Source organism: Acinetobacter sp. AS5, assembly GCF_048957595.1.
Classification (GTDB): domain Bacteria; phylum Pseudomonadota; class Gammaproteobacteria; order Pseudomonadales; family Moraxellaceae; genus Acinetobacter.
The window spans coordinates 39948-65644 of sequence record NZ_JARDAL010000003.1 but is presented as its reverse complement, the minus strand read 5'-3'; the positions used below and the strand labels follow the sequence as shown (position 1 = coordinate 65644).

Sequence of the window (25697 nt, the reverse complement as noted above, 5' to 3'; positions counted from 1 at the left end):
GAGGCTTTAAAAACTATAGTTGGCAGAGAAGTTGATACGTGAAATATCTGCTTCCTTATTGTCAAAGGTTTCACGTTTGCCATGATGATATTCTGCACCTAGATTAATCTTTGGAACAGGAGAATAGATCACGTTAGCCACATAGTCGGTTAAGCGCTTATTGGTTTCAGGATTCGCGCGTGCATAGTCGCTGGAATCATCAAAATCAACAACGCTGGCATTAATACTACTCCGTAGTTTCGGCGTAAATTTATGCGTGAAGCCAATATTTATACTATTGAACTCATTCAGTAAAAGTTCATTATTGGCTGCATCAACCGAATAATCTCCACCCAAGGCAGCGCCATCAGTTATTGATCCTTGAGTCAAGAAAGCGGCAATACGCTGATCACCGACCATATGGAAATAGTTCCCCTGAATTGAGTTTTGATCATCTAAACGGTAACGTCCACCAACGCCCACACCCCAGCCAACTTTTTCAATATCACCTGTATCTGTTTGCGCTTGCTTTTGATTGACAAAGCCTTGAGCTAATAAATGAAGAGGGCCTGATTGATGAACATATTTAGTGCTTAAGGCAGGTAAGGCAGAAGAACGATCGCCACCGGCCATGTACTCCAGACCGACATTCCAGGTATTTTCCGGATCAAGTTTGAAAGCATAGCTCACCTGAGGTGTACGTAAGACTGATCCACCCAGGAACAAGCTGTAGTCGACAGCTTCAGTGCTAATCTCTGGTGTTGACATCAATGACCAGGCCTGACCAAACGTCCAGTTATAGTATTTTAAGTGTGCATGACGGATACGTAATCCACCATCGCCTTTACCATTGTTGGTCCAGAAGTCGGCTTCTAAACGAGCAGAAACATTCGGATTGCCTCCTAGATCTTTGGCCAGGAAACCAATCCGGCTGGCAGCCGCAGTAAAATCGGAACGGACTGAATCCGGTTCAGTAAAAGGTACTTTATTAATCTGGTTAATGGTACGTCCACGTTCTTTAGGAGTACTTTTGAAATCGACTGCACCATCAAAGCGGATCAAACCATAAACATCGACATTATCTACCATTGAACTCAGCGTTTTAGAGTCTTGCGCTTTGGCTTGTTCCTGCTGGTTCTTTAATGCAAGTTGCGCGGCTTTTTGTTGTTCTAGTTCTGCCTGGATTTGCTTTAACTGTGACTCAAGAAATTGCATACGGTCTTCAGAAGCTTCTGCTGAAAATGCCTGTGCTGAAGCAATACCACATAATGTCGCTAAAACTAATTTTTTCATTTCTTAATCCCTAAAGAAATTTTTAATCCTGAATGAAAGGAGACCTTTCTATACTGACGTGTTGTAAATATTTGAAGTGAGGAAGGCAGCGATTTGACCTGCCTTCCGAAGTAGGGTTTATTCTGCTTTTTGCGGATCGTATAAACGGTCTTTAATAAACAGGGCAGGAATCAAACCGCATAGGAAATATGCTGCACCCATTACCAACAGACCTGTACCGATCGAACCATGCATCGCCAGATAACCAATCGTAATTGGCGCAAAGATTGCACCGATACGACCAATATTGAATGCACCGCCCACCGCTGTACCACGAACACCAGTCGGGAAACTTTCGGTTAGATAGGTTGCATTGATGGCATATGGAATACCGTACAGGAAGCCGAAGATTAGCATCAGTACGCCAATGTTATCGGCATTATGCATATACACCACGACAGGGATAAATAGCGCTGTTCCCATGGTGCCGAAAGCAAACACAATACGGCGACCAATTTTATCAGCAACATAACCTGCAATGATTTTGGCAAAAATCATGGTGATGAATGTACCCACCATATACAGTGCCATTTCTTTAAACTTAATGCCTAATTCAGCTTCAAGATAACTTGGCAACCAGTTACTTACACCGAAGTAACCAAATAACAGGAAACCGGAGCTGAAAGACCACAAGATGAACATCTTGCCATGAGTTTTATCTTTAAGAATGGTGATGTATGGATTACCTTTTTTGGTATCGTTATCCACAATCTGACCAGTTCTTTTCATTTCACGGACACGTTTCCATGATTCTGGCTCTGGCACCATAAAGTGCATCAGGATACCCAAAGCTAATGGAGCAATGGTGATCCAGTACAGCATACGCCAGCCGAACTCAGGAATAATCCAGCCTGAAATCATGGTAATCACCAATGAACCTAAAGTGAAACCAGTCATCAATGTTGCCAGTACAGTAGTACGGTATTTGGTCGGTACGTATTCTGACATCAGAGTATTACAGGCAATATATAAACAGCCTAAACCCAAGCAAGAAAGAGTACGTAAAATTGCAAATTCAGTATAAGACTGAGCAAAACCTGAGTAGGCTGACAAGATCGAGAAGGCGATGGTGGCCAGTACAATGACGCGGACACGTCCAAATTTGTCGCATGCCCATCCACCAATAAAGCCTCCGATCCCCATACCTAAAAGAGAATAACTTCCCAAGGCACCCGCCTGTACAGAAGTCAGGCCCCATTCAGCTTTCAGACTGGTCAGACTAAAAGCCAGAATCCCGATATCTGCACCGTCACAGAGCAAAATCAGAAAAGCAAAGATAAAAGCCGTCATCCAAAGACGTTTTGGTGCCTGTTTAATGGTATCCGTGGAGGAGACATCGGTTTTATTGTCTCCTGTTACGATGGTATCGCTTGTCATTCTTATATCCTCTATATATTCAAAGTAGCATTTCCTCTGCTACCGCTAAATCCATTTTTCTTCCTCACGGAAACATAGTTTTCCTGATTTAACAGACTCGCTCTGCACACAACAGCCGCTGCATTTATTATCAGGCTACATTCGATTTTTCATGCTTTACGCTAAATCAAAATCATCTCATTGCTGGAAAATTTGATTTCGTAAATTAACTTTAAGTTCAGCCTTATGGCGATTATTCATTTAAATGAATAATCAGATTGAGTTTAAAATACTTAATTCCGTATTGCGAAATCAATTAATCATAAAATAACCAGATGAACAAGAGTTTTTACTCTATTTTTAGTAAAAAATAACTTTTTTGCATTCTGGAGTTAAAAATCCTTGATTTATAGCTTGAGAAACCTTAGTTTTATATAAAATAAAATTTCGCTATACAAAATAAATGGAGTTTTTTAATGGAACAGGTCGTTCAAATAGAACAAATTTCAACTCATGTAGCGATGGTTAAAATTCATCGACCAGAAGCGAAAAATGCCCTGAATACAGAAGTGCGTCAGAAACTTGCGGCGGCTTTTTTGCAACTGAATGACGATGAAAATGTACGTGCCATTATTCTTACCGGTGGTGAAACAGATTTCGCAGCAGGTGCCGATCTTAAAGAACTGGCCAATGCAGAAACCATTCAAATGATGCAGCGCCGGACTGAACGTTACTGGCAGGCGATTGCACAGTGTTCAAAACCGGTGATTGCAGCTGTAAACGGTTATGCACTTGGTGGTGGCTGTGAACTGGCGATGCATGCAGATATTATTATTGCCGGGAAAAGCGCCCAGTTTGGTCAGCCTGAAGTGAAAGTGGGTGTCATGCCGGGTGCCGGTGGTACCCAGCGATTATTCCGTGCCGTGGGTAAATTCCATGCGATGCGTATCATCATGACGGGTTGTCTGATACCAGCGCCGGAAGCTTATCAGATTGGCCTAGTGTCTCAAGTAACGGAAGACAGCGAAACCCTTGCAACAGCAATCAAGATGGCTGAAGGTCTGGCAAAAATGCCGCCAATTGCGCTTGAACAAATCAAGGAAGTGGCTTTACTGGCTGAAGATGTGCCGCTTAATGCCGGACTTACCCTGGAACGTAAGTCTTTCCAGATGCTGTTCTCATCCGAAGATCAAAAAGAAGGCATGCAGGCCTTTATTGAAAAACGTAAACCGAATTATCAGGGACGATAAGCATGAGTATTCAGATTCAGAAAATCGGCATTATTGGTGTAGGCACGATGGGTGCAGGTATTGCCCAGATCGCGATTCAGTCTGGTCATGATGTGGTACTGTTTGATGCCAAAGAAGGGGCAGCCGAACAGGCACAGGATAAACTGGCCAAAACATTAAATACCTTAGCAGATAAAGGTAAATTCAGCCATGAAAAAGCCGCTGAAGATATTGCTCATCTGTCGACTGCGCAGCAGCTAGAAGACCTGAAAGATTGTGACTTGATTGTTGAAGCGATTATTGAAAATCTGGAAATCAAGCAAAAACTGATGCAGCAACTGGAAGGAATGATAAAACCAGAAGCGATTCTGGCATCCAATACCTCTTCATTGTCGATCAGTGCAATCGCTGCCAACTGTAAGCAGCCAGAACGTGTGGCCGGTTATCATTTCTTTAATCCGGTACCACTGATGAAAGTGGTCGAAGTGATTGAAGGCTTCAATACCCGCGCTGATATTATTGAAGCATTAACCCAGCTCTCTACAAAAATGGGTCATCGTCCGGTCAAAGCTAAAGATACTCCAGGATTTATCATTAACCATGCCGGCCGTGCCTTTGGTAGCGAAGCCTATGCAATTTTGAATGAAAATGTCACACCATTTTATGATATTGACAGGATCTACCGTGACGGAATCGGTTTCAAAATGGGGCCGTTTGAATTAGGTGATCTGACCGGTATGGATGTCTCGCACCCGGTGAGTGAATCGATTTATCATCAGTATTATGAAGAAGCACGTTACCGTCCAAGCGTGATTACCCGTCAGCGTTTTATTGCCAAGCAGTTAGGTCGTAAAACCGGTAAAGGTTTCTATGATTACACTTCGGGTAGCAAAGAAGGTGATGTTGCTCCAGCATTGGTTGAAAAGTTAAGTCAATATCCATCAGTCTGGCTAGGCACCGAATATGACGAAGACCGTCAGGCACTTGAGCAATATCTGCAGCAGTTCAATATCCAGATTGAGCAAACTGAGACACCTTCAGCAGAGGCTTTAATCCTGATTGCCACTTATGGTGAAGATGCAACTTCAGCCGCTGTCCGTTATCAGCTGGCACCTCAGCAAGTGGTGTGTATCGATCTGCTATATGGTCTGAACAAACACCGTACCTTGATGCCAACTTTTGTCACCCAACCTGAGCTGGTAAAAGCAGCCCAATCGATTTTCAATCTGGATGGTGTGACCGCCAGTGTAATTCAGGAAAGCGTCGGCTTTGTGGCTCAACGTGCTTTGGCAATGATTGTGAATCTCGGCTGTGATATTGCCCAGCAAGGCGTTGCAACGGTGGAAGATATCAACATCGCGGTGAAATTAGGCCTTGGCTATCCATATGGTCCAATTGAATGGGGGGATGTGCTGGGAGCTGAAAAAATTCTAAAAATTCTGGATCGTATGACTGCGATTACCCGTGACCAGCGTTACCGTCCAAGTCCTTGGTTGCGTCGCCGCGTTCAGCTTGGTCTACCACTTGTTCATACAACACATTAATTAGAAAGTTAAAGGAATAACACTCATGTTAAATGCATATATTTATGATGGTTTACGTTCGCCAATCGGTCGCCATGCAGGCAGTCTGGCAAGCGTACGTCCAGATGATCTGGCAGCAACAGTCATTAAAAACCTGCTGGAAAAAACCGGTATCCCGGCAGCAGATGTAGAAGATGTAATCTTTGGTAGCACCAACCAGGCCGGTGAAGACAGCCGTAATGTGGCACGTTTTGCAGCATTGTTAGCAGGTATGCCGGTAACAGTTCCAGGTCAGACGGTAAACCGCTTATGTGCATCAGGTCTCGGTGCTGTGATTGATTCGGCACGTGCCATTACTGCAGGTGAAGGCGAGTTGTACATTGCCGGTGGCGTAGAAAGTATGACCCGCGCGCCTTTTGTGATGGGCAAAGCAGAAAGTGCTTATTCACGTGATGCCAAAATTTATGACACCACGATTGGTACCCGTTTCCCGAACCGTAAATTTACGGATCAGTTTGGCGCGCACAGTATGCCTGAAACAGGTGATAACGTGGCTGAAGAATTTGGTATTAGCCGTGAACAGGCTGATACCTTTGCTGCTGCATCACAGGCAAAATATCAGGCAGCGAAAGAAGCAGGTTTCTTTGAAGGTGAAATTACCCCGATTGAAGTTTCTCAAGGACGCAAATTGCCGCCTAAACAAATTACTGAGGATGAGCATCCACGTGCTTCTTCAACATTTGAAGCTTTATCCAAGTTAAAACCGCTATTTGAAGGTGGTGTAGTAACAGCAGGTAATGCATCAGGAATCAATGACGGCGCTGCAGCACTGATTATCGGCAGTGAAAAAGTGCAGGAACAGTATGGCTTAAAACCTTTAGCTCGTATTCTGTCTTCTGCAGCCGCTGGCATTGAGCCACGCATCATGGGAGCAGGCCCAATTGAAGCGATTAAAAAGGCAGTACAGCGTGCGGGTTTGACGCTAGACGATATGGATATCATCGAGATTAATGAAGCCTTTGCCAGTCAGGTATTATCTTGCCTGAAAGGTCTGGATGTCGCTTTGGATGATCCGCGTGTCAATCCAAATGGTGGTGCGATTGCCATTGGTCATCCACTGGGCTGTTCGGGTGCGCGTTTGGCTTTAACCGTTGCACGTCAGTTACAGCGTACCGGTAAAAAATATGCCGTGATTAGTCTGTGTATCGGTCTGGGTCAAGGCTTGGCGATGGTGATTGAAAACCCTGAAGCTGCATAACAGTTTAGTCATAGTCTTAATGCCATGTATCTATGATATGCATGGCATTCTTTATTGGGATTCTTCTTTCAAAATAAAAATCCCTGCACATGCAGGGATTGATTACATCACTGTAATGATTTACTTACGGGCAGTGACTAATAAAGTCGCTGAACCAAAAGCATAAACTTTACCTTCTTTATCGATAATTCGGCCTTCTGAGGTCAGTACATTACGCCCGATCCGGATGACTTCACCAATAGCTGTATAGGTTTCGCCGCTTTTCATCGCTTTCAGCATTTTTACATTCAGGTCAATAGTCGAGAAACTGACACCTGCATCTACTGTCGTATGCACGGCAGCGCCAGTGGCACTATCTAGAACCGTTGCACAAAAGCCGCCATGAATACCACCCTGTAAATTATAATGGCGCTGATCAGGACGCACCTCATATTCCACATAGTTTTCGCGCACCAAGATCAGACGCATGGGAATAATTTCACTCATGGCTGAACTGGAAATTTCCCCATTCTTAATTGCGGTTAGATATTCGAGTCCGTTTAATTGTGATGTGGGCATATCAACTCCTTGTAATGATTTATTTCGCTTTATGAAATAATATTCTGTTTTTCTAAAATTATGATATAACAGATAGTGATCGAAATGCTATATTTTTCCAGGATGGAACGATGACAATAAAAAATCTCGTCACAGATGCTGAATGGCAGGCACGTTGTGAACTCGCAGCGCTTTATCGCATTATTGCGCATTACCGGATGACTGATTTAATTGATACCCATATCAGTTTAAGAGTCCCTGATCAGCCTGACTGTTTTCTGATTAATCAGTATGGTGTCGCTTTTGAAAAAATGTGTGCCTCAACGCTGGTCAAGATTAATCATGAAGGGCAGGTCGTAGAAAGCTATGAACAGGACAAGCCAGTGAATATGGCTGGCTTCGTCATCCACTCCGCAATTCATGAAGCACATGCTCATCTGAACTGTGTCATTCATACGCATACCGCAGACGGCATAGCAGTGTCTGCACAGAAACACGGACTTCTTCCCATTTCCCAGCATGCGCTGAAATTTTATCAGCAGGTGGCCTATCACGAATATGAAGGCGTGGCACTCTCAACAGATGAGCAGGAACGCCTGATTCAGGACCTAGGCGGCCATCGCGCCATGATTTTACGCAATCACGGACTTTTAACAGCTGGCGAAACCATTGCACGGGCCTTTCATGAAATCTATTTCCTTGAGCGTGCCTGTCAGGCACAGGTGAAAGCCTTAAGTGGCGGTGCCGAACTGCATTATCCAGCAGAAGAAGTCCGAATTAAAACCGCCAAGCAGTTCGCCAGTCCTTTGGTTGAACCGATTTTACAGCGTGCCTGGCAGGCTGCTTTATCCCTGATTGAGCATCAATATACGGAGTATGCATCATGATTGTAATATCCAGTACTGTGCCGAATATTGAAGTCATTCTGGTGAAGTCTTTTCAGAAATATGCGCCTGAGGGCAGTTTTTGTACAGTGGACAGTCCAGAAGCTGATCAGGCAACGACAGTTGCTGCCTGGTTTCCAGATCTGGAAAAACTCCAAAAACTTCCAGAACTTGGCCTGATTCATTCGATTGCTGCCGGGGTCGAGCATTTAAACTTGAATGATATACGACCGGAACAAGCCGTATGCCGGGTACTCGATCCACATCATCAAAAGGGCATGTTTGATTATCTGCTTTGGGGCGTGCTGTATTTCCAGCGTTATTTTGACCGCATGATCCAGCAGCAAAAGCAGCAGCTATGGAAACAGTATCGTCAAAGTTATAGCCATCATATCCAGATTGGGATTATGGGCCTTGGCCATATGGGTGGTTATGTGGCAAAACGTTTTGCCGACATGGGTTATCAAGTGTCTGGGTGGTCCAATTCCCCAAAAGAGATTGCTCAGGTCAAAAGCTATGTGGGATCAGAACAACTTTCCGAGTTTTTGGCCCACAGCCAGATCCTGATTAATCTGCTACCACTTACTGAAGAGAATACCGGCATTCTTTCTGCTGAATTATTTCAGCGGTTGCCTGAGCAGGCGGCATTAATTCATGTCGGGAGGGGTCAGCATATAATTGAGCAAGATTTATTAAATGCATTAGATTCCAGCCAGTTACGTGGTGCAATTGTCGATGTATTTGAACAGGAGCCATTAGCTGCTGAACATCCATTCTGGCAGCATGAAAAGATCGTAGTTACGCCTCACGTTGCCTCACATGCACCAATGTCTGTGGTGGTGGAACAGATTCTGGAAAATGACCGACGCTTAAATCTCGGGCTGGATTTGTGTCATCAGGTAGATGTCAATAAGGGCTATTAATTGTAGGGATACAGGCAAAAAAATAAGGAAATTGATGATGTGGGAAACGATTCAAACTCAGGTTCAGCAAGGCGTCGCAACCTTAAGCTTTAACCGTCCGGATTCACTCAACAGTTTTAACCGGCAAATGCATGAGGAAGTGCAGCAGGTGCTGAAAAACTGGAATACAGATCCGGATATTCGAGTGATTGTGATTCGCGGCAAAGGCCGGGCGTTTTCAGCGGGACAGGATTTAAAAGAACGTGCTGGACAGCTCGGCAATGTGCCTTTGCCACCGCAAGGCTCGCTGGCCAAATACTATAATCCCTTGATTAATCTGATCCGCCAGAGTCCCAAACCGGTAATCGCAGCAGTGAATGGTGTGGCTGCTGGTGCAGGTGCCAATATCGCGCTGGCCTGTGATCTGGTCATTGCCAAGGAAAGTGCCCGATTTATTCAGGCCTTTTCTAAAATTGGCTTGATTCCTGATGCCGGTGGCACCTGGATGTTGCCACGTTTAATCGGTTATGCACGTGCCATGGCACTTACTTTTCTGGGGGAACCGGTGCATGCCAAAGAGGCCGCTGAAATGGGCATGATCTGGAAAATGCTTCCAGATACAGAATTTGATGCTTATATCGACAACATTGCACAGCGATTAGCTCAACAGCCGACCTATGCACTGGCTTTAACCAAACAGGCCTTGCAACGCAGTGCTGAAAATAACATGGACCAGCAACTGGAGCTGGAACAAAACCTGCAATATCTGGCTCTGAGCAGTCAGGACTATAAAGAAGGTGTCCAGGCTTTTGTCGAAAAACGCCCTGCACAATTTACCGGATGCTAAGGAGAGCATTTATGAAAATTCAGACCCGTATTACCGAGCTTTTAGGCATTCGCTATCCAATTATTCAGGGCGGCATGATGTGGGTCGGTACCGCAGAAATGGCCAGTGCCGTATCTAATGCAGGTGGCTTGGGAACATTAACGGCATTGACTCAACCGACGCCTGAAGCCTTGGTCAAGGAAATTGCACGCTGCCGAGAAATGACCGATCAGCCTTTTGCGGTCAATCTGACTTTATTGCCCGCTGTGAATCCGCCGCCATATGCAGAATACCGACAGGCGATCATTGAAAGCGGTATCAAAATCGTAGAAACAGCAGGCAACAAGCCACATGAACATATTGAGGCGTTTAAGCAACACGGCATTATTGTCATTCATAAATGTACTTCCGTCCGTCATGCGCTTTCAGCACAAAGAATCGGTGCGGATATCATCTCGATTGATGGTTTTGAATGTGCGGGCCATCCGGGTGAAGATGATATTCCTGGCCTGATTTTAATTCCTGCCGCTGCTGATCAGCTCACTGTGCCGATTGTGGCCAGTGGCGGTTTTGCTGATGGCCGTGGTCTGGTCGCAGCTTTGGCTTTAGGTGCTGAAGGCATCAATATGGGTACACGCTTTTGTGCCACTCAGGAAGCGCCGATCCATCCAAACATCAAACAGTTCTATGTCGATAATGATGAAAGGGCGACGCATCTGCTATATCGACAGTTCAGGAATACTGCCCGTGTTGCCAAAAATGCGGTATCTGATCTAGTGGTTAAAATGAGTGAAGATCCAAATCTGGAGTTTGAACAGATTCGGCCTTATGTCAGCGGTTTAAAAGGCAAGCTCGCTTTAGAAAATGGCGATATTGATGCTGGTGTACTGACTGCAGGTCAAGTGATGGGATTGATTCATGACATTCCGACTTGTCAGGCGCTGATCGAAAATATCATGCAGGAGGCAGAGCAGATCGTTCATCAGCGTTTAGCTCAATTTTTTCCACGTTAATCAACTTTAGTGAAGTCGCTGAATAGAAAAGCCATTCCACCATGAATGGCTTTTTTCATCCTGTATATTTTTTATTTTTAAATGGGAAATTTCATCGAATGACTAGATTTTATTCTTTAAATTATATTATAGTGGATTTAAAACATAATTTCGTATTATGAAATTAATTGTCATAAATATATAAATTAGAACTCATACAAGGGAATTACGATGAGAAATTATATTGCGCCATTAAAAGACATGAAGTTTGTCCTGAAAGACCTGTTAAACGTTGAACAGAAATATCAGGGCTATGCAAAATTCGCAGACAAGGTTTCTATGGATATTATGGAGCAATATCTGGAAGTCGCTGCGGACTTTTGCCAAAACGAACTTCTACCGATTAATGCGACAGGCGACCAGCAGGGTTGCCGTTTGCAGGATGGCGTCGTAACCACCCCGGATGGGTTTAAAGCAGCTTATGACAAATATGTAGAACTCGGCTTTACCTCATTAACTGGTGACGAAGCATATGGCGGTCAGGGCTTCCCGACCTTATACCGTATTGCCATTTCTGAAATTATTACCGCAACGAACTGGTCTTGGGGCATGTACCCAGGCCTGTCCCATGGTGCCATGCGTACTTTAGAGCACCACGGTAGCGATGAACAGAAACAGAAGTTTCTGGTACCTTTAATTGCAGGCCGCTGGACTGGAACCATGTGCTTGACTGAATCTCATGCCGGTTCTGACCTAGGTTTAATCCGTACCAAAGCAGTGCCAAATGAAGACGGCAGCTATAGCATCAGTGGCGAGAAAATCTTTATCTCAGCCGGTGAACATGATCTGGCTGAAAATATCGTGCATATCGTATTGGCACGTTTGCCAGATGCACCTGCGGGAACCAAAGGTATTTCGCTGTTTATTGTGCCGAAATACAATCTGGATGAAGCTGGTAATGTGGCTTCCCGTAATGGCGTGGTATGTAGCGCTCTTGAACACAAGATGGGCATTCACGGTAACGCGACCTGTGTGCTGAATTTTGATAATGCCAAAGGTTTCCTGATTGGGCCTGAAAATCGCGGCCTAAACTGCATGTTTACCTTTATGAACTCGGCACGTATCGGTACAGCCATTCAAGGCTTGGCAGCAGCAGAGTCTTCTTACCAGGGGGCATTGGCTTATGCCCAAGACCGTCTGGCGATGCGTTCACTTGAAGGTGCGAAAGCGCCAGGCCAACCTGCAGATCCGATTATCGTGCATCCGGCAGTACGTAACATGCTGCTGACTCAAAAGGTGTTTGCAGAAGGTTCACGTGCACTTGCATATTATCTGGCGACCTATGCCGATATCGCTGAAGCCACTGACAGCCCGGAAGAAAAGAAAGCAGCTGAAGACCGTCTAGCATTATTAACCCCTATTGCCAAAGCATTAATGACCGAAACCGGCATAGAAGCGGCTAAACATGGTATGCAGATTTTCGGTGGTCACGGTTATATTGCTGAACATGGCATGGAACAGATTGCCCGTGATGCACGTATTGCCAGCCTCTATGAAGGAACTACTGAAATTCAGTCCATTGACTTGCTGGCGCGTAAAGTGCTGGGCTCAAAATTGGGTTTGCTGACCGCATTAACCGATGAAATTCAGGGCTTTGTAAAAGAGCATCAGCAACATGTCCAGTTCAGCCAGCAAGTTGCACAAGTCAGCCAGTTGACTGAACAATGGCTGAAATTAACCAGAACCATTCAGGAGCAGGCTCAACAGTCTGCCAATGAAATTGGGGCAGCATCAGTTGACTACCTATATTTCTCTGGTTATGTCGTGTCCGCTTATTTGTGGCTGAAAATGGCAATTACTGCGCAGCAGAAAATTGAAGAAGGCAATACTGATCCGTTCTATGCAGCCAAGATCAAAACTGCACAATTCTTCTTTGCGCGTATTTTGCCAAGAACTTCAACCCACTTTGCCAATATTCAGGCGAGCGGTGAAAGCCTGTTTTTACTTGAACCTGAAGAGTTCAAATTCGATTAAACCTTTTGACCCACGATACTCGTGTCGTGGGTCTTTTTTAATAATTTTTGCATCCTCACCCAATTCAAATATTGAGATTTATTCTCGGATATTGAATAAACCATAAAATAACAAGATCAGGAGTCTATATGGATTTAGACATGATTACTCAACAGTGTCCTTATGCTGATCTGCAGCTTACTTTTCATGAAGTCGGACAGCGTTCTGCATTTCCCACCATTATTCTGATTCATGGCACCGGTGGAAATACCGACAAGCATTTCAGTTATATTTTTCCGATGCTGGGTATTCATCAACGGGTTTTATCCATTGATTTACATACCCCAGATAAAGCCGATCTGGCGGTGACCGATTTTAGCCAACAAGTTGAAGCACTGATTCAGCATGTGGTTGCAGAAGATGAAACCATTACAGTGGTCGGCTATTCACTCGGTGCAGTGATTGCTGCACAAGTAGCAGCCAGTTTAAAACAGCGCGTAGCGCGTTTGATCCTGTTAGCCGGTTGGGCCAAAACCAGCTCGGTGCAACAACTGCGTACCGTTATCAGGCAGCAATTATTTACTGAACAATCTGCGGCCTTGCCTCATTTTGTCAATTATTGCCTGTATAGCGATGATTATCTGTCTGCACGAAGCGAACAGCAGGTGTTGGATCTGGCACGCTTTGTCAAACCTTCCCAAGATGCAGCCAAACAGCGTGAACTGAATTATCGCATTGATATTACATCGATCTTGCCTGAGATTCGTGCAGAGACGTTGATTGTGGCTTGCCGTGAAGACCGCATGGTGCCTGTAGCGCAAGCTAAACTGCTGTTTGCTTCAATTTCGAACAGTCGCTATATCGAAATTTCTTCAGGACATGCGCTCTATGTCGAAGCGCCAGCCGAAGTGGTGCAACTGGTAAACCAGTTTAGCCAGCATCCAGAACAATATCCGGTGAATCAAAAAATCCAGCCTTATATGCCTTAAAGGAGATAAATAATGCAAGCTAAAGGACAGCGCAGCAAGATTCTAATTGTAGGCAGCGGTTTTGGTGGTTTGGGAATGGCAATCCGCCTTAAACAGCAGGGCATCCACGATTTTAAAATCATTGAACGTGCAGCAGAAGTGGGCGGTACTTGGCGTGACAATACCTATCCCGGAGTCGCCTGTGATGTACCTTCCCATTTATATTCTTTCTCGTTTATTAAAAATCCCAACTGGTCGCGTGTCTTTCCACAAGGGGTAGAAATTCAGCGCTATTTAATTCAATGCTGTGATCAGGAAAATATCCGGCCCCATATTAATTTTCATACCCAACTGGAAAAGGCCAGCTGGAATGCACGAGAACGCATCTGGGAAATTCACACCTCTATAGGTCTGTATCAGGCTGAGATTTTAATTACCGCAACCGGGCATCTGGCAGATGAGCATCTCCCGAAAATTCCGGGGCTGGAAGAATTTGAAGGCCAAGTGATGCATTCCGCGCGCTGGAACCACGAGCTGAATCTGGAAAATCAACATGTCGTTGTGGTGGGTTCTGGTGCTTCTGCCATCCAGCTTGTGCCGGAAATTTCCAAAACAGCCAAAAGCCTGACCGTCTTGCAACGTAGTGCGCCATATATTTTGCCCCGACCAGACCGAGCTTATTCTGAGTCAGAAAAACAGCTTTTCCGCAAAGATCCGGACAGTATGTCGGCCCTCAGACATTCCTTGTTCTGGGGCAATGAATACAATTTTGCCCAGAGCCGTAATCTGAAAAGCCAGATTGAGCGGGTCAAGAAAAACTGCCTGCAATTCTTAAAACATCAGATTTCAGATCCTAAATTACAGCGCAAACTTACGCCGAATTATGAACCTGGTTGTAAGCGCTTATTGCTTTCTAATGATTATTATCCGACTTTTCTAAAACCAAATGTCACACTTGAAGACTCAGCATTGGCAGAAGTTATGAAAGACGGTGTATTAAGCCAGGCTGGAAATAAATTTTCTGCAGATATCATCGTATTTGCGACAGGATTTGAAGCGGCACGTCCACCCTATGCCGCAAAGGTGGTGGGTAAACAGGGTTTAAGCCTGGAACAGCAATGGTCCAGCGGTATGCAGGGTTATCAGTCAACGACCGTACACAACTTTCCAAACCTGTTCATCCTGAATGGGCCAAATACAGGCAGTGGACATAATTCAGCACTTTATTTTCTGGAAACCCAGTTTGATCTGGTGCTGGATGCCTTGCAGTTTTTTGAGCAGGAACAGATTCAGGTCTTTGAAGCAGATCAAGAAGCTGAAAATAGCTATATGCAGGAGCTACAGCAGCTTTCGCAAGGTAGTGTCTGGTTATCGGAAAGCTGTAAAAGCTGGTATCTGGACCCGGTCAGTCGCAAGCTGACTTTGGTCTGGCCGGATTATGCTCATTCATTTAGGGATAAAAATCAGCATTTTATTCGTAGCGGTTATCACTACCAGTATGTTGAATCGAGACAGCAGAAAGTGGTGTAAAAATATTTAATTAAAATCAAAATCTTATGGTTTAAATAATACAAAATAATTGTAAATCCAGGACAGGAGTATAGTCATGAGCAGTCAGCCATGGATGGAAGAATATAAAAAGTGGAATATCAATCCGGAGTTTACCCGGCCAGATCCTGAGAAAACCCTGAGCACGATAATTGCTGAGAATTTGGTAAAATTTCAGGATAAAACCGCATTTATCTATCTAGATCGCAAATTCAGCTATCACGATATCGATGTGTATAGCCAGAAACTGGCTAGCTATTTACAGAGTCTTGGGCTGACTGCTGGCAGCCGTATTGCGGTGATGTTACCGAATATTATTCAATATCCAATCGCGACCTTTGCCATTATTCGGGCCGGTTATGTGCTGGTCAATGTCAACCCCATGTACACCCAGCGCGAGCTCTATCATCAGCTACAGGATTCAGGTGCAGAAGCCTTGATTATCCTTGGACAGACTTTGGAGCAATTAACAGCATTAGAGGAATGTCCTAAACTCAAATATGTTATTTCGACGCATTCGCCGGATTTTATTCAAGAGCAGCAAAGTGCTATTTATAGTCAGGCAACACAATATCCGGATAAACAGTTCTTTGACTTTAGGCAGGCAATAAATCAGGTAGAAATTATTGATTTCAAAACACCTGTACAGCATCAGGAAGATACGGTCATTCTGCAATACACGGGAGGTACCACAGGTGTTTCTAAAGGTGCAGAACTGAGCCATCGCAATATTTTATTTAATATCGCCCAGAACAGTACCGTATTTATCAGCCATTTTGGTGACCGCTATGCCACTGAAAATGAATATGTATTCTGTGCCTTGCCGCTGTATCACATTTATGGATTTACCATCTGCCTGTTCAGTTATGGTTTAAGCCGTGGTTTCGCCAATGTTCTGATTCCAAATCCGAGAGATCTGGATGCTTTGGTAGATCAATACCAGAAACATCCACCGACCGTTTTCCCTGGGGTGAATACCATGTTTAATGCCTTGGCGCATCATTCACGTTTCCGTGAGCTGGATCATTCACGCCTGAAAACCACAACCGGCGGAGGAGCATCTATTCTGAAAAATACGGCAGAGTTATGGCATGAGGTTACAGGCTGCCAGATTTATGAAGGCTACGGACTTTCTGAAACCTCACCAACTGCAACTTTTAACCCTCCTTTAAGCCGGCGATTTAGTGGCACGATTGGCTTGCCATTGGCAGGGACTGAAATTCTGATTCTGAATGATGAAGGAAAACCTGTAGAACTTAATCAGGCTGGAGAAATCGCCATACGTGGTCCACAGGTGATGAAAGGATACTGGCAGCAACCGGAAGCAACAGCACAGGTATTTACCAAAGATGGATTCTTCCTGACAGGTGATATCGGTTGTATGGACGAACAGGGCTATATCACCATTCTGGACCGCAAAAAAGACATGATTCTGGTCTCCGGATTTAATGTTTATCCCAATGAGCTGGAAGGCGTGCTGTCCAAACATCCTAAAATAATGGAATGTGCAGTGATTGGTATTGATGATGAAAAGTCTGGACAGGTACCCAAGGCATTTATTGTGAAACAGGATGAAACTCTGACCCAAGATGAAGTCATGACTTATCTGAAGCAGCAACTGACCAGTTATAAATTGCCCAAATACATTGAGTTTGTGGCTGGATTACCAAAGTCTGCAGTAGGAAAAATTCTGCGTCGCGAGCTGCCTCGTACTGTTCAGCCGAGCGCCAAAGCCTGTTAAGGAATGATCTAGTCCATTAGATTTAAAATAAAAAAGGAATCGAAAGATTCCTTTTTTATTGCTTGCAGGCTTATCGCTGCTGGATGACTTTTTTGCTTTTCAGTTCTTCTATTTCAGCAGAACTTAAATATTGACTCAAAATGGCATCGGTATCTTCACCCAGACAAGGGGGTGCCTTTTTATATTCTACCGGTGTCTTGGAGAGTTTGATCGGTGAACCGATTGAGGTGTAATCTTCACGTAAGGTATGCGGCATCTGAATCACCATATCGCGTGCCAATACCTGTTCTTCTTGCAAAGTCTGTTTCAGGTCATTGATCATTCCTACCGGCACTTTAACCGCATGGATTAAATCCACCCAGGTTTTTGCCGGTCTAGTATAGAAATGAGCCTGTAGAACTGTGGTCAATTCTTCACGATGTGTAACACGTCCAGAATTTTTTAAGAAGCGAGGATCTTCTGCCACCTTAGCCAGACCAACGGCCTGACACAAAGCTTGAAATTGCAGATCATTACCACAGGCAATAATAAATTCACCTTCCTGGGCTTTGAACACCTGATAGGGCACAATATTGGCATGCGCGTTTCCGAAGCGACCGGGTACTTTGCCTGAGGTGAGATAATTCATGGCCAGAACAGAGAGGGAAGCAACCTGGGTATCTAACAGCGCCATATCAATATACTGACCTTCACCGGTTTTCTCACGGGACAACAAAGCCGCCTGAATGGCAATTGCGGCATATAAGCCGGTGGTCAGATCGGCAAAGGCCAGACCTGCTTTTTGCGGGCCACCTCCTGGAAGGTCATCACGTTCCCCCGTAACACTCATCATGCCGCCCATACCCTGAACAATGAAGTCATAACCTGGCTCTTGCGCACGCGGACCATTTTGACCAAAGCCAGTAATGGAACAGTACACCAGACGCGGATTTATCTGGCTCAGACTTTCATAGTCCAGACCATATCTTTTCAACGAACCCGCTTTATAGTTCTCAATCACTACATCACTCTGTTCTGCGAGTTTCTTGATAATGCTTTGACCTTCCGGGGTAGATAAATCTACGGCAACCGAATACTTACCACGATTGGCTGAAAGATAGTAAGCCGATTCATGGGTATCTTCCTGCTGATTATTTTTAAGCCAAGGTGGTCCCCAGATGCGTGTGTCATCTCCATGATCAGGCTTTTCAATTTTAATCACTTCTGCACCCAGGTCAGCCAAAATCTGGCTACACCAAGGACCAGCCAAAATCCGGCTTAAATCCAGTACACGAAAGCCTGTTAAAGCACCCATCGTTACGCTCCTTGTTCGATGTTATTTAGATTGCATGTCGTTTTAATAGTCGCTTTAAAGCTATAGGAAAATGGAAAAACAATCAACTTTATGATACTTAATTTCGCCTAACAAAATAAAACATCTAAAATGATTGAAAAATCATCCTAACTTCTTTAGCCTGATGACGAGAATAAATACGATTCAAAAATAACAGGAGAGGGAAAAGTCTCGGGAATGAGACTACAAGAACAGGAGTAAGTACTGTGCTTTGAAAAACGGATCGCGCCTAAAGCGCATGCATACAGAAGTGTGCATACACAAGATCAGAATGAAAAAAAACCTAAGGATAGGAATAGAGATTTAAATATGACGGAATTAGTAAGAGAACAAGTTTTAGAAAGAGAACTCGCAAAGATAAAACCGACTACCAAACGAACCCAGCAGATTGCCTTTGTATTTGCCTTTTTGGCACTCTTGGTCGATGGCGCGGACATGCTACTGCTATCCTTCAGCTTAAACAGCCTGAAAGCAGAATTTGGTTTAAGCAATCTACAAGCCGGTACCTTGGGTAGTTTTACACTGGCGGGTATGGCGATTGGAGGTTTTATTGGTGGCTGGGCCTGCGACCGTTTAGGTCGGGTACGTACAGTCGTTATTTCAATTCTGATCTTTTCAGTATTAACTGCAGCCTTGGGCTTTACCCAAAATTATGAACAGTTCGCCGTACTACGTTTTCTGTCTGCATTTGGGATCGGGTCTTTATATATTGCAGCTAGTACCCTGATGGCTGAATATGTACCAACCAAATACCGGACTACAATTTTAGGTACCTTACAGGCAGGTTGGACGGTCGGCTATATCGTAGCTACTGTATTGGCAGGTTGGATTATTCCTGAATATGGCTGGCGTACACTGTTTTTTGTCGCGATTATCCCATCCGTCATGGCGATTTTTATCCAGAAACTGGTTCCTGAACCAGAATCGTGGCAGCGTGCAAGATTACTGCGTTTATATGCACCCGCTGAAAAAACCATCAAACAGCCTGTTAAGAAAAGTACCGTCAAAGAAATCTTTGCAGATCCTGCGAATCGCAAGATGTTTATTTTATGGATTTTTACGGCTGGGTTCCTGCAGTTTGGCTATTACGGTGTAAATAACTGGATGCCTGCTTATCTAGAATCTGAATTACACATGAACTTTAAATCAATGGCGGGTTATATGATCGGGACTTATGTCGCCATGATTTTTGGTAAAGTTCTGGCCGGCTTTGCTGCAGACCGTTTAGGTCGACGCGCCGTTTTCTCGTTTGGCGCGATTGGTACGGCAATTTTCCTACCGGTAATTGTGCTGTTCAACACCCCGGATAATATTGCCTATCTGCTGATTTTCTTCGGCTTCCTATATGGCATTCCATATGCGATTAATGCCACATATATGACTGAAAGCTTTGCGACATCGATCCGTGGTACAGCAGTCGGTGGTGCTTATAATGCAGGTCGTATTGGGGCCATGTTTGCACCTGCGATTATTGGCGCAGCAGCGAGTGGTGGTTCAATTGGATTAGGCTTCCTGATTATGGGCGGTGCCTATTTCTTGTGTGGTGCAGTGTCCGGGATCTTTATCAAAGATCGTCAATACGACCCACAAAAAGCATAATGATATTTTAAACAATGATGTTAAAAATGAGCCTCATAAGGGCTCATTTTTTTTATCTATTTATTTTAAAAATAAGTTTTCTATTTTTTATTGGTCCGACTCTTTTTGCAGATGAATACTTTTTAGTCCATCATTTACTTTATTTAGTAAATGAATCAGGGTAATCACATCATCAAAAGCCAGTTTATTTAAGGCCTGTCCATAAAACTCAAAAAAATCATCCTGCAGACTATCCCAGGTCTGAAAACCTTCAGTGGTGAGTGCAACAATTTTGGCACGTCGATCCTGCTCATTGATCACTCGCTCTACCAGTCCATCACGTTCCAGTCTTTTTAATACGGCATCCAGATTTTGTCGGCTTACCCCCAGATATTCGGTCAGATCTGAAAAAGACATTCCTGATTTAACTTTTGGACGGGACAGGGCACCCAGCACTGCCCAATGTACTGGAGATATTTTTAGCTCATTGAGGCACTTGCGGTCCAGGCTGTTGCCCACCTGAAACAGCCGGAAAAAAAGCCGGTTATGAGCAGAATATAAGGATTGATCATATTTTTTTGACAACGTATCACTCACAATATTGGACATCCTCAAAACTGAAATAGCCGAGCCGCGCAGAGTATAACCTATCGCTTTTTCGCACAAACCAGTTTCTATTATAATTTGATTTAAAAATCATAGTGTTTTTGCAGAAATTTTCCTATTTAAATTCTGAGTCAATCAGTTTTATGGTTTGGAAATCTCTCTTTTTCTCCTCACTTCCATTGCGCTCACTCGTCAAATATCTAAGGTTTTCTTCCTAATTTTAAAGGAATAAATTATCTGTCATGCAAAAGACATAATTTGGCCCTAGAGTGAAGTCGGATTCAAATTAATCTAAAGCCAAAAAACAATATAGGTCAATACATTGAATAATTAAAAATATTAAGTTAATGATAAATATATAAATAATAATTTATAATTATTATTTTATGTAAATGCATTGACATAAATTCAATCTCTTTCTATTTTAGATAAAACACACCGAATTAAAACAACAGCCAATTAAATTCGACAACAAAATAGCGTAGGGATGAGCAATGAAAGGACTAAAAGACAAGGTTGTGATTGTGACAGGCGGAGCAGGCGGAATTGGTTCAGCCACCTGCCGACGTCTGGCAGAGCAAGGCGCTAAAGTTGCCATTTTTGATATGAATCTGGAAGCGGCTGAAAAGCTGGCAAATGAAATCAATCAATATGGTCAGGCACTGGCAATTCAGTGTGATATTACCCAAATGGACGTGGTTGAGCAGGCGGTTCAAAAAACCAAAACTGAACTCGGTCCAATTGATGGACTGGTCAACAATGCCGGCTGGGATATTTTTAAACCTTTTGTTAAAACCAATCCGCAGGAATGGGAAAAACTGATCCAGATTAATCTGGTCGGTATGCTGAATATGCATTTTGTAGTGCTGAAAGGCATGGTTGAACGCAATTCCGGCAGTATTGTCAATATTGCTTCTGACGCAGCTCGGGTCGGTTCTTCAGGTGAAGCAGTCTATGCGGCCTGTAAAGGCGGCTTGTTATCTTTCTCTAAAACGCTGGCACGTGAACACTCACGTCACAACATCAAAATAAAAGTGATTTGCCCGGGACCCACCGATACGGCTTTGCTTGCAGGCGTGACTGAAGGTGCATCAAATCCGGAAAAATTACGTGAAGCCTTTATTCGTGCCATTCCGCTGGGTCGCTTGGGTCAGCCGGATGATTTAGCTTCTGCCATTGCCTTTTTCTTGAGTGATGACGCCAGCTTTATTACCGGGCAGGTACTCAGTGTTTCTGGCGGTTTAACCATGAACGGTTAAACGGACATCATCATTAAATCTCATAATAAACACAGTTCAATCAGATAGATAAAAACAGTACAGGATATAAAGAAAATGAATTTTGAAGATATCTTATATGAAGTTAAAAACGGTGTTGCCTGGATCACAATTAACCGTCCGGAAAAAATGAATGCCTTCCGTGGCACCACCTGTGACGAACTGATCAAGGCATTGAATAAAGCAGGTTATGACCGTAACGTGGGTGCAATTGTATTGGCAGGCGCGGGGGAGAAAGCTTTCTGTACCGGTGGTGACCAGTCTGCACACGATGGCAATTATGATGGCCGTGGAACGATCGGCTTGCCGATGGAAGAGTTGCATACCGCCATCCGCGATGTACCTAAACCGGTAATTGCACGCGTACAGGGCTATGCTATTGGCGGTGGCAATGTGTTGGCAACCATTTGTGACCTGACCATCTGTTCAGACAAAGCCATTTTTGGCCAGGTTGGTCCGAAAATGGGATCGGTTGATCCCGGCTATGGCACGGCATTTTTAGCGCGTGTGGTAGGTGAGAAGAAGGCCCGTGAAATCTGGTATATGTGCCGCCGTTATTCTGGTCAGGAAGCTGTGGAAATGGGTCTGGCGAATAAATGCGTACCGGCCGATCAACTGGATGCCGAAGTGCAGGCCTGGGCTGAAGAAATCTGTCAGCGTAGTCCGACTGCCATTGCAATTGCCAAACGCAGTTTCAATATGGATACCGCACATCAGGCGGGTATTGCTGGCATGGGGATGTATGCGCTGAAACTTTATTATGATACTGAAGAGTCTCGTGAGGGAGTCAATGCACTGAAAGAAAAACGTCAGCCTGAATTCCGTAAATATGCCAAATAAGGAGACTGATCCATGAAAAAGAATCCTTATATCACTGAAGAACTCGAGTTTTTGGCAGAAACAGCAGAAAAATTTGCCCAGAAATATATCGCCCCAGGCTTTTTGGAACGAGACCAAAGCCGAATCTTTGACCGTGATCTGGTCAAAAAGATGGGTGAAATGGGCTTTATTGCACCTGAACTGCCGGAACAATACGGTGGTCAGGGCATGGGCAGACTGGCGGCTGGAATTATCCATGAAGCGATTGCCAAAGCGGATTTAAGTTTCTCCTATATCAACCTGCTTGCTTCCCTAAATGGGCAGATTCTGGCCGAACATGGTCAGCCTGAAGTAGTTGAACCTTGGCTGAAAAAACTGACCGCGGGCGAAGCAATTTTTTCGATTGCACTGACCGAGCCGCGAGGCGGTTCTGATGCAGCGAATTTACGTTTAAAGATTGAACGTGATGGCGATGAATATATCATTAACGGCGAAAAAACTTCGATTTCTGCAGCCGATCAGGCAGATGCTTCGGTGGTTTTTGGTCGCACTGGCGCCAATGAAGATGGTGCGCATGGCGTGACAGCGCTCTTGGTTCCGATGACTTTACCGGGCATCAGTACCACACGATTTGACTGTCATGGTCAGCGTGCGATCGGTCGCGGTTCAATCTTTTTTGACAATGTTCGCGTACCTGTAAATCACCGTCTAGGGGATGAAAACAAAGGTTTTGTGCAGGTGATGCAGGGCTTTGATTTTTCTCGTGCTCTGATCGGTTTACAGGTTTTGGCCGTTGCCCGGGTGAGTCTGGATGAAGCTTGGGAATATGCCGCGCAACGCGAAGCTTTTGGTCAGCCATTGACTGCATTTCAAGGAGTTTCACATCCTCTGGCGGAATACGAAACTCAGGTTGAGGCTGCACGCTTACTTTGCCTGCAAACCTTATGGCTCAAGGAAAATCATCTGCCCCATACCTCTGAAGCGGGCATGTGTAAATGGTGGGGGCCAAAACTGGCGTATGATGTGATTCATCAATGTCTGTTGACTTTTGGCCATGCTGGTTATGACCGTGGTGTGATGGAACAGCGTATGCGGGATGTACTCGGTTTCCAGATCGGTGATGGAACAGCACAAATCATGAAAACGATTATTGCGCGGCATAAGGCAGGACGTAAGGCTGTACCAGCTTAAGGAAAATAAGCACAGGCCTGAACTAAAATTATAATGAGGAGTAAGCGAATGGATTTCGATGCGGTTCTGATCCCGGCCAGAAAAGAGGCCATGCTCAAACAGGGATAGTGGTTAAATCAAACGATTCTCGATTTTTTACGCAGTGCCGTAGAAAAAAATCCGGACAAAACAGCTTTGGTAAGCGTTAAGGTTGAGAATCAAACTGAACAGACTTTCAGCTATCAGCAGCTTTGGGACATGACCAATAAAATTGCACTGGGCTTGAGACAACTCGGTGTTGAAAAAAATGATGTGGTGTCTTACCAGTTACTGAACTGGTGGGAGTTTACCTTGTTATATCTGGCTTGTAGCCGTATCGGTGCAGTACTCAATCCGCTTATGCCGATCTTCCGTGAACGTGAACTGGAATTCATGCTCAAACATGGTGAATCTAAAATTTTTGTCGTACCACAAACATTCCGCAATTTTAATCATGAACAACTGGCCAATCAGCTGCAAAACAAGCTGGACACCCTGAAACACGTAGTTGTAGTGAATGGAGAAGGTGAGAATAATTTTGATCGCCTGTTACTCAACCATGGTCTGGAACAGAGTGCTGCAGCTGTTGCTGCACTAAATGGACTGGAATCTGGCCCGGATGACATTACCCAGCTGATCTTTACCTCGGGCACCACAGGTGAACCGAAAGGCGTGATTCATACCGCTAATACCTTGTTTTCCAATATTGTGCCTTATGCCGAACGACTGTATTTAACTGAAAATGATGTGGTGTTAATGGCCTCGCCGATGGCACACCAGACCGGTTTTATGTATGGCCTGATGATGCCAATTCAGCTGAATACCAAAGTGGTGTTGCAGGATGTTTGGGATGTGTCCAAAGCCGTAGATCTGATTCATCAGCATCAGGTGAATTTCACCATGGCCTCGACCCCATTCCTGAATGACCTATCCAATACCGTGGCAGAACAGCATGACAAGGTTGATTCACTGAAAATTTTCCTGTGTGCAGGTGCGCCCATTCCAGGTCCATTGGTGCAAAAAGCCCGGGATATTTTAGGAGTAAAAGTGATTTCAGCCTGGGGCATAACTGAATGTGGTGCGGTGACGCTAACCCGACCTGAAGATGAGGATGAGCGGTCTTTCAATACGGATGGCATCGCTTTACCAGGTGTTGAAATCAAGATCGTGAATAAAAAAGGTCAGACCAAAGCCGTGAATGAATCCGGGCGTTTGATGATCCGCACCTGTTCAAATTTTGGCGGTTATTTAAAACGTCCACATTTGAATGATACGGATGCCGAAGGCTGGTTTGATACTGGCGATATTGCCTATCAGGACGAGCATGGCTATATTCGGATTTGCGGACGTAAGAAGGATGTGATTATTCGTGGTGGAGAAAATATTCCGGTCGCGGAAATTGAATCACTACTTTATAAGCATCCGAATATCGCCACAGTAGCTTTAGTGGCTTATGCAGATGAGCGAATGGGCGAGCGTTCCTGTGCAATCATCAAGCTGAAAGATCAGACAAAGCCGTTAAGTTTTAATGAGCTGGTAGATTTCCTGAAAACTCATAATCTGGCTATGCAGTATCTTCCGGAACGCCTGGAAATCTGGGAGGATATTCCGATGACCCCATCGGGAAAAATCCAGAAGTTTAAACTCAGAGAATTACTGGCTCAGCATATTGCCTCAACGGCAGTTGAAGCGAACTAAATCTTTGAATATACAAAAATTAAACCCTGAATAATCTTGCATCATTCAGGGTTTTTCTTATTCAAAAAGAAGCGATCTAAAAGATTAAT

20 protein-coding genes and 1 pseudogene are annotated in these 25697 nt (G+C 44.4%); 16 read left to right on the top strand and 5 right to left on the bottom strand.

Annotated elements, in window-relative coordinates; genetic code table 11:
* Nucleotides 1–6: 6 nt before the first annotated feature.
* Both PV763_RS02215 and PV763_RS02210 read right to left on the bottom strand, forming a co-directional pair.
* A complete protein-coding gene (locus PV763_RS02215) occupies nt 7–1272 on the bottom strand; it encodes a DcaP family trimeric outer membrane transporter (protein WP_420937298.1) in 1266 nt (421 codons plus the stop codon).
* A gap of 117 nt (nt 1273–1389) precedes the next feature.
* Complete coding sequence (locus PV763_RS02210; protein WP_004280309.1) at nt 1390–2688, bottom strand: MFS transporter; 1299 nt, start codon at nt 2686–2688, stop codon at nt 1390–1392.
* A gap of 455 nt (nt 2689–3143) precedes the next feature.
* Between PV763_RS02210 and PV763_RS02205 the strand changes: the two genes are divergently transcribed.
* Genes PV763_RS02205 through PV763_RS02195 form a run of 3 tightly spaced genes read left to right on the top strand, consistent with a single transcriptional unit; the run spans nt 3144 to nt 6677 of the window.
* Nucleotides 3144–3917, top strand: a complete 774-nt coding sequence (locus tag PV763_RS02205) for an enoyl-CoA hydratase (RefSeq protein WP_004280307.1) — start codon at nt 3144–3146, stop codon at nt 3915–3917.
* A 2-nt stretch (nt 3918–3919) separates the two neighbouring features.
* Nucleotides 3920–5440: a 3-hydroxyacyl-CoA dehydrogenase gene (locus PV763_RS02200; protein ID WP_005096904.1), complete on the top strand. Its 1521-nt coding sequence runs from the start codon at nt 3920–3922 to the stop codon at nt 5438–5440.
* A 25-nt stretch (nt 5441–5465) separates the two neighbouring features.
* Nucleotides 5466–6677, top strand: a complete 1212-nt coding sequence (locus PV763_RS02195) for a 3-oxoadipyl-CoA thiolase (protein ID WP_004646962.1) — start codon at nt 5466–5468, stop codon at nt 6675–6677.
* Between the two features lie 120 nt (nt 6678–6797).
* Here PV763_RS02195 and PV763_RS02190 read toward each other — a convergent pair whose 3' ends face one another.
* Nucleotides 6798–7235, bottom strand: coding sequence for a PaaI family thioesterase (locus tag PV763_RS02190; RefSeq protein WP_103800035.1), 438 nt, complete (start codon nt 7233–7235; stop codon nt 6798–6800).
* Between the two features lie 110 nt (nt 7236–7345).
* Here PV763_RS02190 and PV763_RS02185 point away from each other — a divergent pair, with 110 nt between their 5' ends.
* The 8 genes from PV763_RS02185 (at nt 7346) to PV763_RS02150 (ending at nt 17088) form a co-directional block, all read left to right on the top strand.
* Nucleotides 7346–8101, top strand: a complete 756-nt coding sequence (locus PV763_RS02185) for a class II aldolase/adducin family protein (RefSeq protein ID WP_148334787.1) — start codon at nt 7346–7348, stop codon at nt 8099–8101.
* Nucleotides 8098–9021 (top strand): 2-hydroxyacid dehydrogenase, encoded by a 924-nt coding sequence (locus PV763_RS02180; protein WP_420937297.1) that lies wholly within the window; start codon nt 8098–8100, stop codon nt 9019–9021. Before PV763_RS02185 ends, PV763_RS02180 begins: the two co-directional genes overlap by 4 nt.
* A gap of 37 nt (nt 9022–9058) precedes the next feature.
* Nucleotides 9059–9847: an enoyl-CoA hydratase-related protein gene (locus PV763_RS02175; protein WP_420937296.1), complete on the top strand. Its 789-nt coding sequence runs from the start codon at nt 9059–9061 to the stop codon at nt 9845–9847.
* Between the two features lie 11 nt (nt 9848–9858).
* Entirely contained in the window at nt 9859–10839 is a 981-nt protein-coding gene (locus PV763_RS02170) for an NAD(P)H-dependent flavin oxidoreductase (protein WP_420937295.1), read from the top strand.
* A gap of 210 nt (nt 10840–11049) precedes the next feature.
* Nucleotides 11050–12852 (top strand): acyl-CoA dehydrogenase C-terminal domain-containing protein, encoded by a 1803-nt coding sequence (locus PV763_RS02165; RefSeq protein WP_420937294.1) that lies wholly within the window; start codon nt 11050–11052, stop codon nt 12850–12852.
* A 128-nt stretch (nt 12853–12980) separates the two neighbouring features.
* On the top strand, nt 12981–13820 hold the full coding sequence (locus tag PV763_RS02160; protein WP_420937293.1) for an alpha/beta fold hydrolase: 840 nt from the start codon (nt 12981–12983) through the stop codon (nt 13818–13820).
* Between the two features lie 12 nt (nt 13821–13832).
* Nucleotides 13833–15329 (top strand): flavin-containing monooxygenase, encoded by a 1497-nt coding sequence (locus PV763_RS02155; RefSeq protein WP_420937292.1) that lies wholly within the window; start codon nt 13833–13835, stop codon nt 15327–15329.
* A 76-nt stretch (nt 15330–15405) separates the two neighbouring features.
* A complete protein-coding gene (locus PV763_RS02150) occupies nt 15406–17088 on the top strand; it encodes an AMP-binding protein (protein ID WP_420937291.1) in 1683 nt (560 codons plus the stop codon).
* A 70-nt stretch (nt 17089–17158) separates the two neighbouring features.
* Here the strand turns inward: PV763_RS02150 and PV763_RS02145 are convergent, their stop codons facing one another.
* The gene (locus PV763_RS02145) at nt 17159–18382 is read right to left on the bottom strand and encodes a CaiB/BaiF CoA transferase family protein (protein WP_005251783.1); all 1224 of its coding nucleotides are present in this window, start codon (nt 18380–18382) and stop codon (nt 17159–17161) included.
* A 348-nt stretch (nt 18383–18730) separates the two neighbouring features.
* On the opposite strand from PV763_RS02145, the gene PV763_RS02140 reads away from it, so the two are divergent.
* Complete coding sequence (locus PV763_RS02140) at nt 18731–20020, top strand: MFS transporter (RefSeq protein WP_312158269.1); 1290 nt, start codon at nt 18731–18733, stop codon at nt 20018–20020.
* An 87-nt stretch (nt 20021–20107) separates the two neighbouring features.
* Here the strand turns inward: PV763_RS02140 and PV763_RS02135 are convergent, their stop codons facing one another.
* Nucleotides 20108–20596 carry a MarR family winged helix-turn-helix transcriptional regulator gene (locus tag PV763_RS02135; RefSeq protein WP_034706362.1) on the bottom strand — a complete coding sequence of 163 codons (489 nt, stop codon included), beginning with the start codon at nt 20594–20596 and terminating at the stop codon, nt 20108–20110.
* Nucleotides 20597–21099: 503 nt separating this feature from the next.
* Between PV763_RS02135 and PV763_RS02130 the strand changes: the two genes are divergently transcribed.
* The 4 genes and pseudogenes from PV763_RS02130 (at nt 21100) to aliA (ending at nt 25608) form a co-directional block, all read left to right on the top strand.
* Nucleotides 21100–21864 carry a glucose 1-dehydrogenase gene (locus PV763_RS02130; protein WP_420937290.1) on the top strand — a complete coding sequence of 255 codons (765 nt, stop codon included), beginning with the start codon at nt 21100–21102 and terminating at the stop codon, nt 21862–21864.
* A gap of 75 nt (nt 21865–21939) precedes the next feature.
* Nucleotides 21940–22722, top strand: a complete 783-nt coding sequence (gene badI, locus PV763_RS02125) for a 2-ketocyclohexanecarboxyl-CoA hydrolase (RefSeq protein ID WP_101162355.1) — start codon at nt 21940–21942, stop codon at nt 22720–22722.
* A gap of 12 nt (nt 22723–22734) precedes the next feature.
* Entirely contained in the window at nt 22735–23892 is a 1158-nt protein-coding gene (aliB, locus tag PV763_RS02120) for a cyclohexanecarboxyl-CoA dehydrogenase (protein WP_420937289.1), read from the top strand.
* 48 nt (nt 23893–23940) lie between these two features.
* Nucleotides 23941–25608 (top strand): annotated as a pseudogene (aliA, locus tag PV763_RS02115) (cyclohexanecarboxylate-CoA ligase).
* Nucleotides 25609–25697 lie beyond the last annotated feature (89 nt).

Excerpts from the sequence above, each read along its gene's own strand:
- PV763_RS02130 (WP_420937290.1), top strand. The coding sequence starts at position 21,100 with ATGAAAGGACTAAAAGACAAGGTTGTGATTGTGACAGGCGGAGCAGGC.
- PV763_RS02155 (WP_420937292.1), top strand. The coding sequence starts at position 13,833 with ATGCAAGCTAAAGGACAGCGCAGCAAGATTCTAATTGTAGGCAGCGGT.
- badI (WP_101162355.1), top strand. The coding sequence starts at position 21,940 with ATGAATTTTGAAGATATCTTATATGAAGTTAAAAACGGTGTTGCCTGG.
- PV763_RS02180 (WP_420937297.1), top strand. The coding sequence starts at position 8,098 with ATGATTGTAATATCCAGTACTGTGCCGAATATTGAAGTCATTCTGGTG.
- PV763_RS02185 (WP_148334787.1), top strand. The coding sequence starts at position 7,346 with ATGACAATAAAAAATCTCGTCACAGATGCTGAATGGCAGGCACGTTGT.
- PV763_RS02175 (WP_420937296.1), top strand. The coding sequence starts at position 9,059 with ATGTGGGAAACGATTCAAACTCAGGTTCAGCAAGGCGTCGCAACCTTA.
- PV763_RS02160 (WP_420937293.1), top strand. The coding sequence starts at position 12,981 with ATGGATTTAGACATGATTACTCAACAGTGTCCTTATGCTGATCTGCAG.
- PV763_RS02170 (WP_420937295.1), top strand. The coding sequence starts at position 9,859 with ATGAAAATTCAGACCCGTATTACCGAGCTTTTAGGCATTCGCTATCCA.
- PV763_RS02145 (WP_005251783.1), bottom strand. The coding sequence starts at position 18,382 with ATGGGTGCTTTAACAGGCTTTCGTGTACTGGATTTAAGCCGGATTTTG.
- PV763_RS02150 (WP_420937291.1), top strand. The coding sequence starts at position 15,406 with ATGAGCAGTCAGCCATGGATGGAAGAATATAAAAAGTGGAATATCAAT.
- PV763_RS02165 (WP_420937294.1), top strand. The coding sequence starts at position 11,050 with ATGAGAAATTATATTGCGCCATTAAAAGACATGAAGTTTGTCCTGAAA.
- PV763_RS02190 (WP_103800035.1), bottom strand. The coding sequence starts at position 7,235 with ATGCCCACATCACAATTAAACGGACTCGAATATCTAACCGCAATTAAG.
- PV763_RS02195 (WP_004646962.1), top strand. The coding sequence starts at position 5,466 with ATGTTAAATGCATATATTTATGATGGTTTACGTTCGCCAATCGGTCGC.
- aliB (WP_420937289.1), top strand. The coding sequence starts at position 22,735 with ATGAAAAAGAATCCTTATATCACTGAAGAACTCGAGTTTTTGGCAGAA.
- PV763_RS02210 (WP_004280309.1), bottom strand. The coding sequence starts at position 2,688 with ATGACAAGCGATACCATCGTAACAGGAGACAATAAAACCGATGTCTCC.
- PV763_RS02200 (WP_005096904.1), top strand. The coding sequence starts at position 3,920 with ATGAGTATTCAGATTCAGAAAATCGGCATTATTGGTGTAGGCACGATG.
- PV763_RS02140 (WP_312158269.1), top strand. The coding sequence starts at position 18,731 with ATGACGGAATTAGTAAGAGAACAAGTTTTAGAAAGAGAACTCGCAAAG.
- PV763_RS02215 (WP_420937298.1), bottom strand. The coding sequence starts at position 1,272 with ATGAAAAAATTAGTTTTAGCGACATTATGTGGTATTGCTTCAGCACAG.
- PV763_RS02205 (WP_004280307.1), top strand. The coding sequence starts at position 3,144 with ATGGAACAGGTCGTTCAAATAGAACAAATTTCAACTCATGTAGCGATG.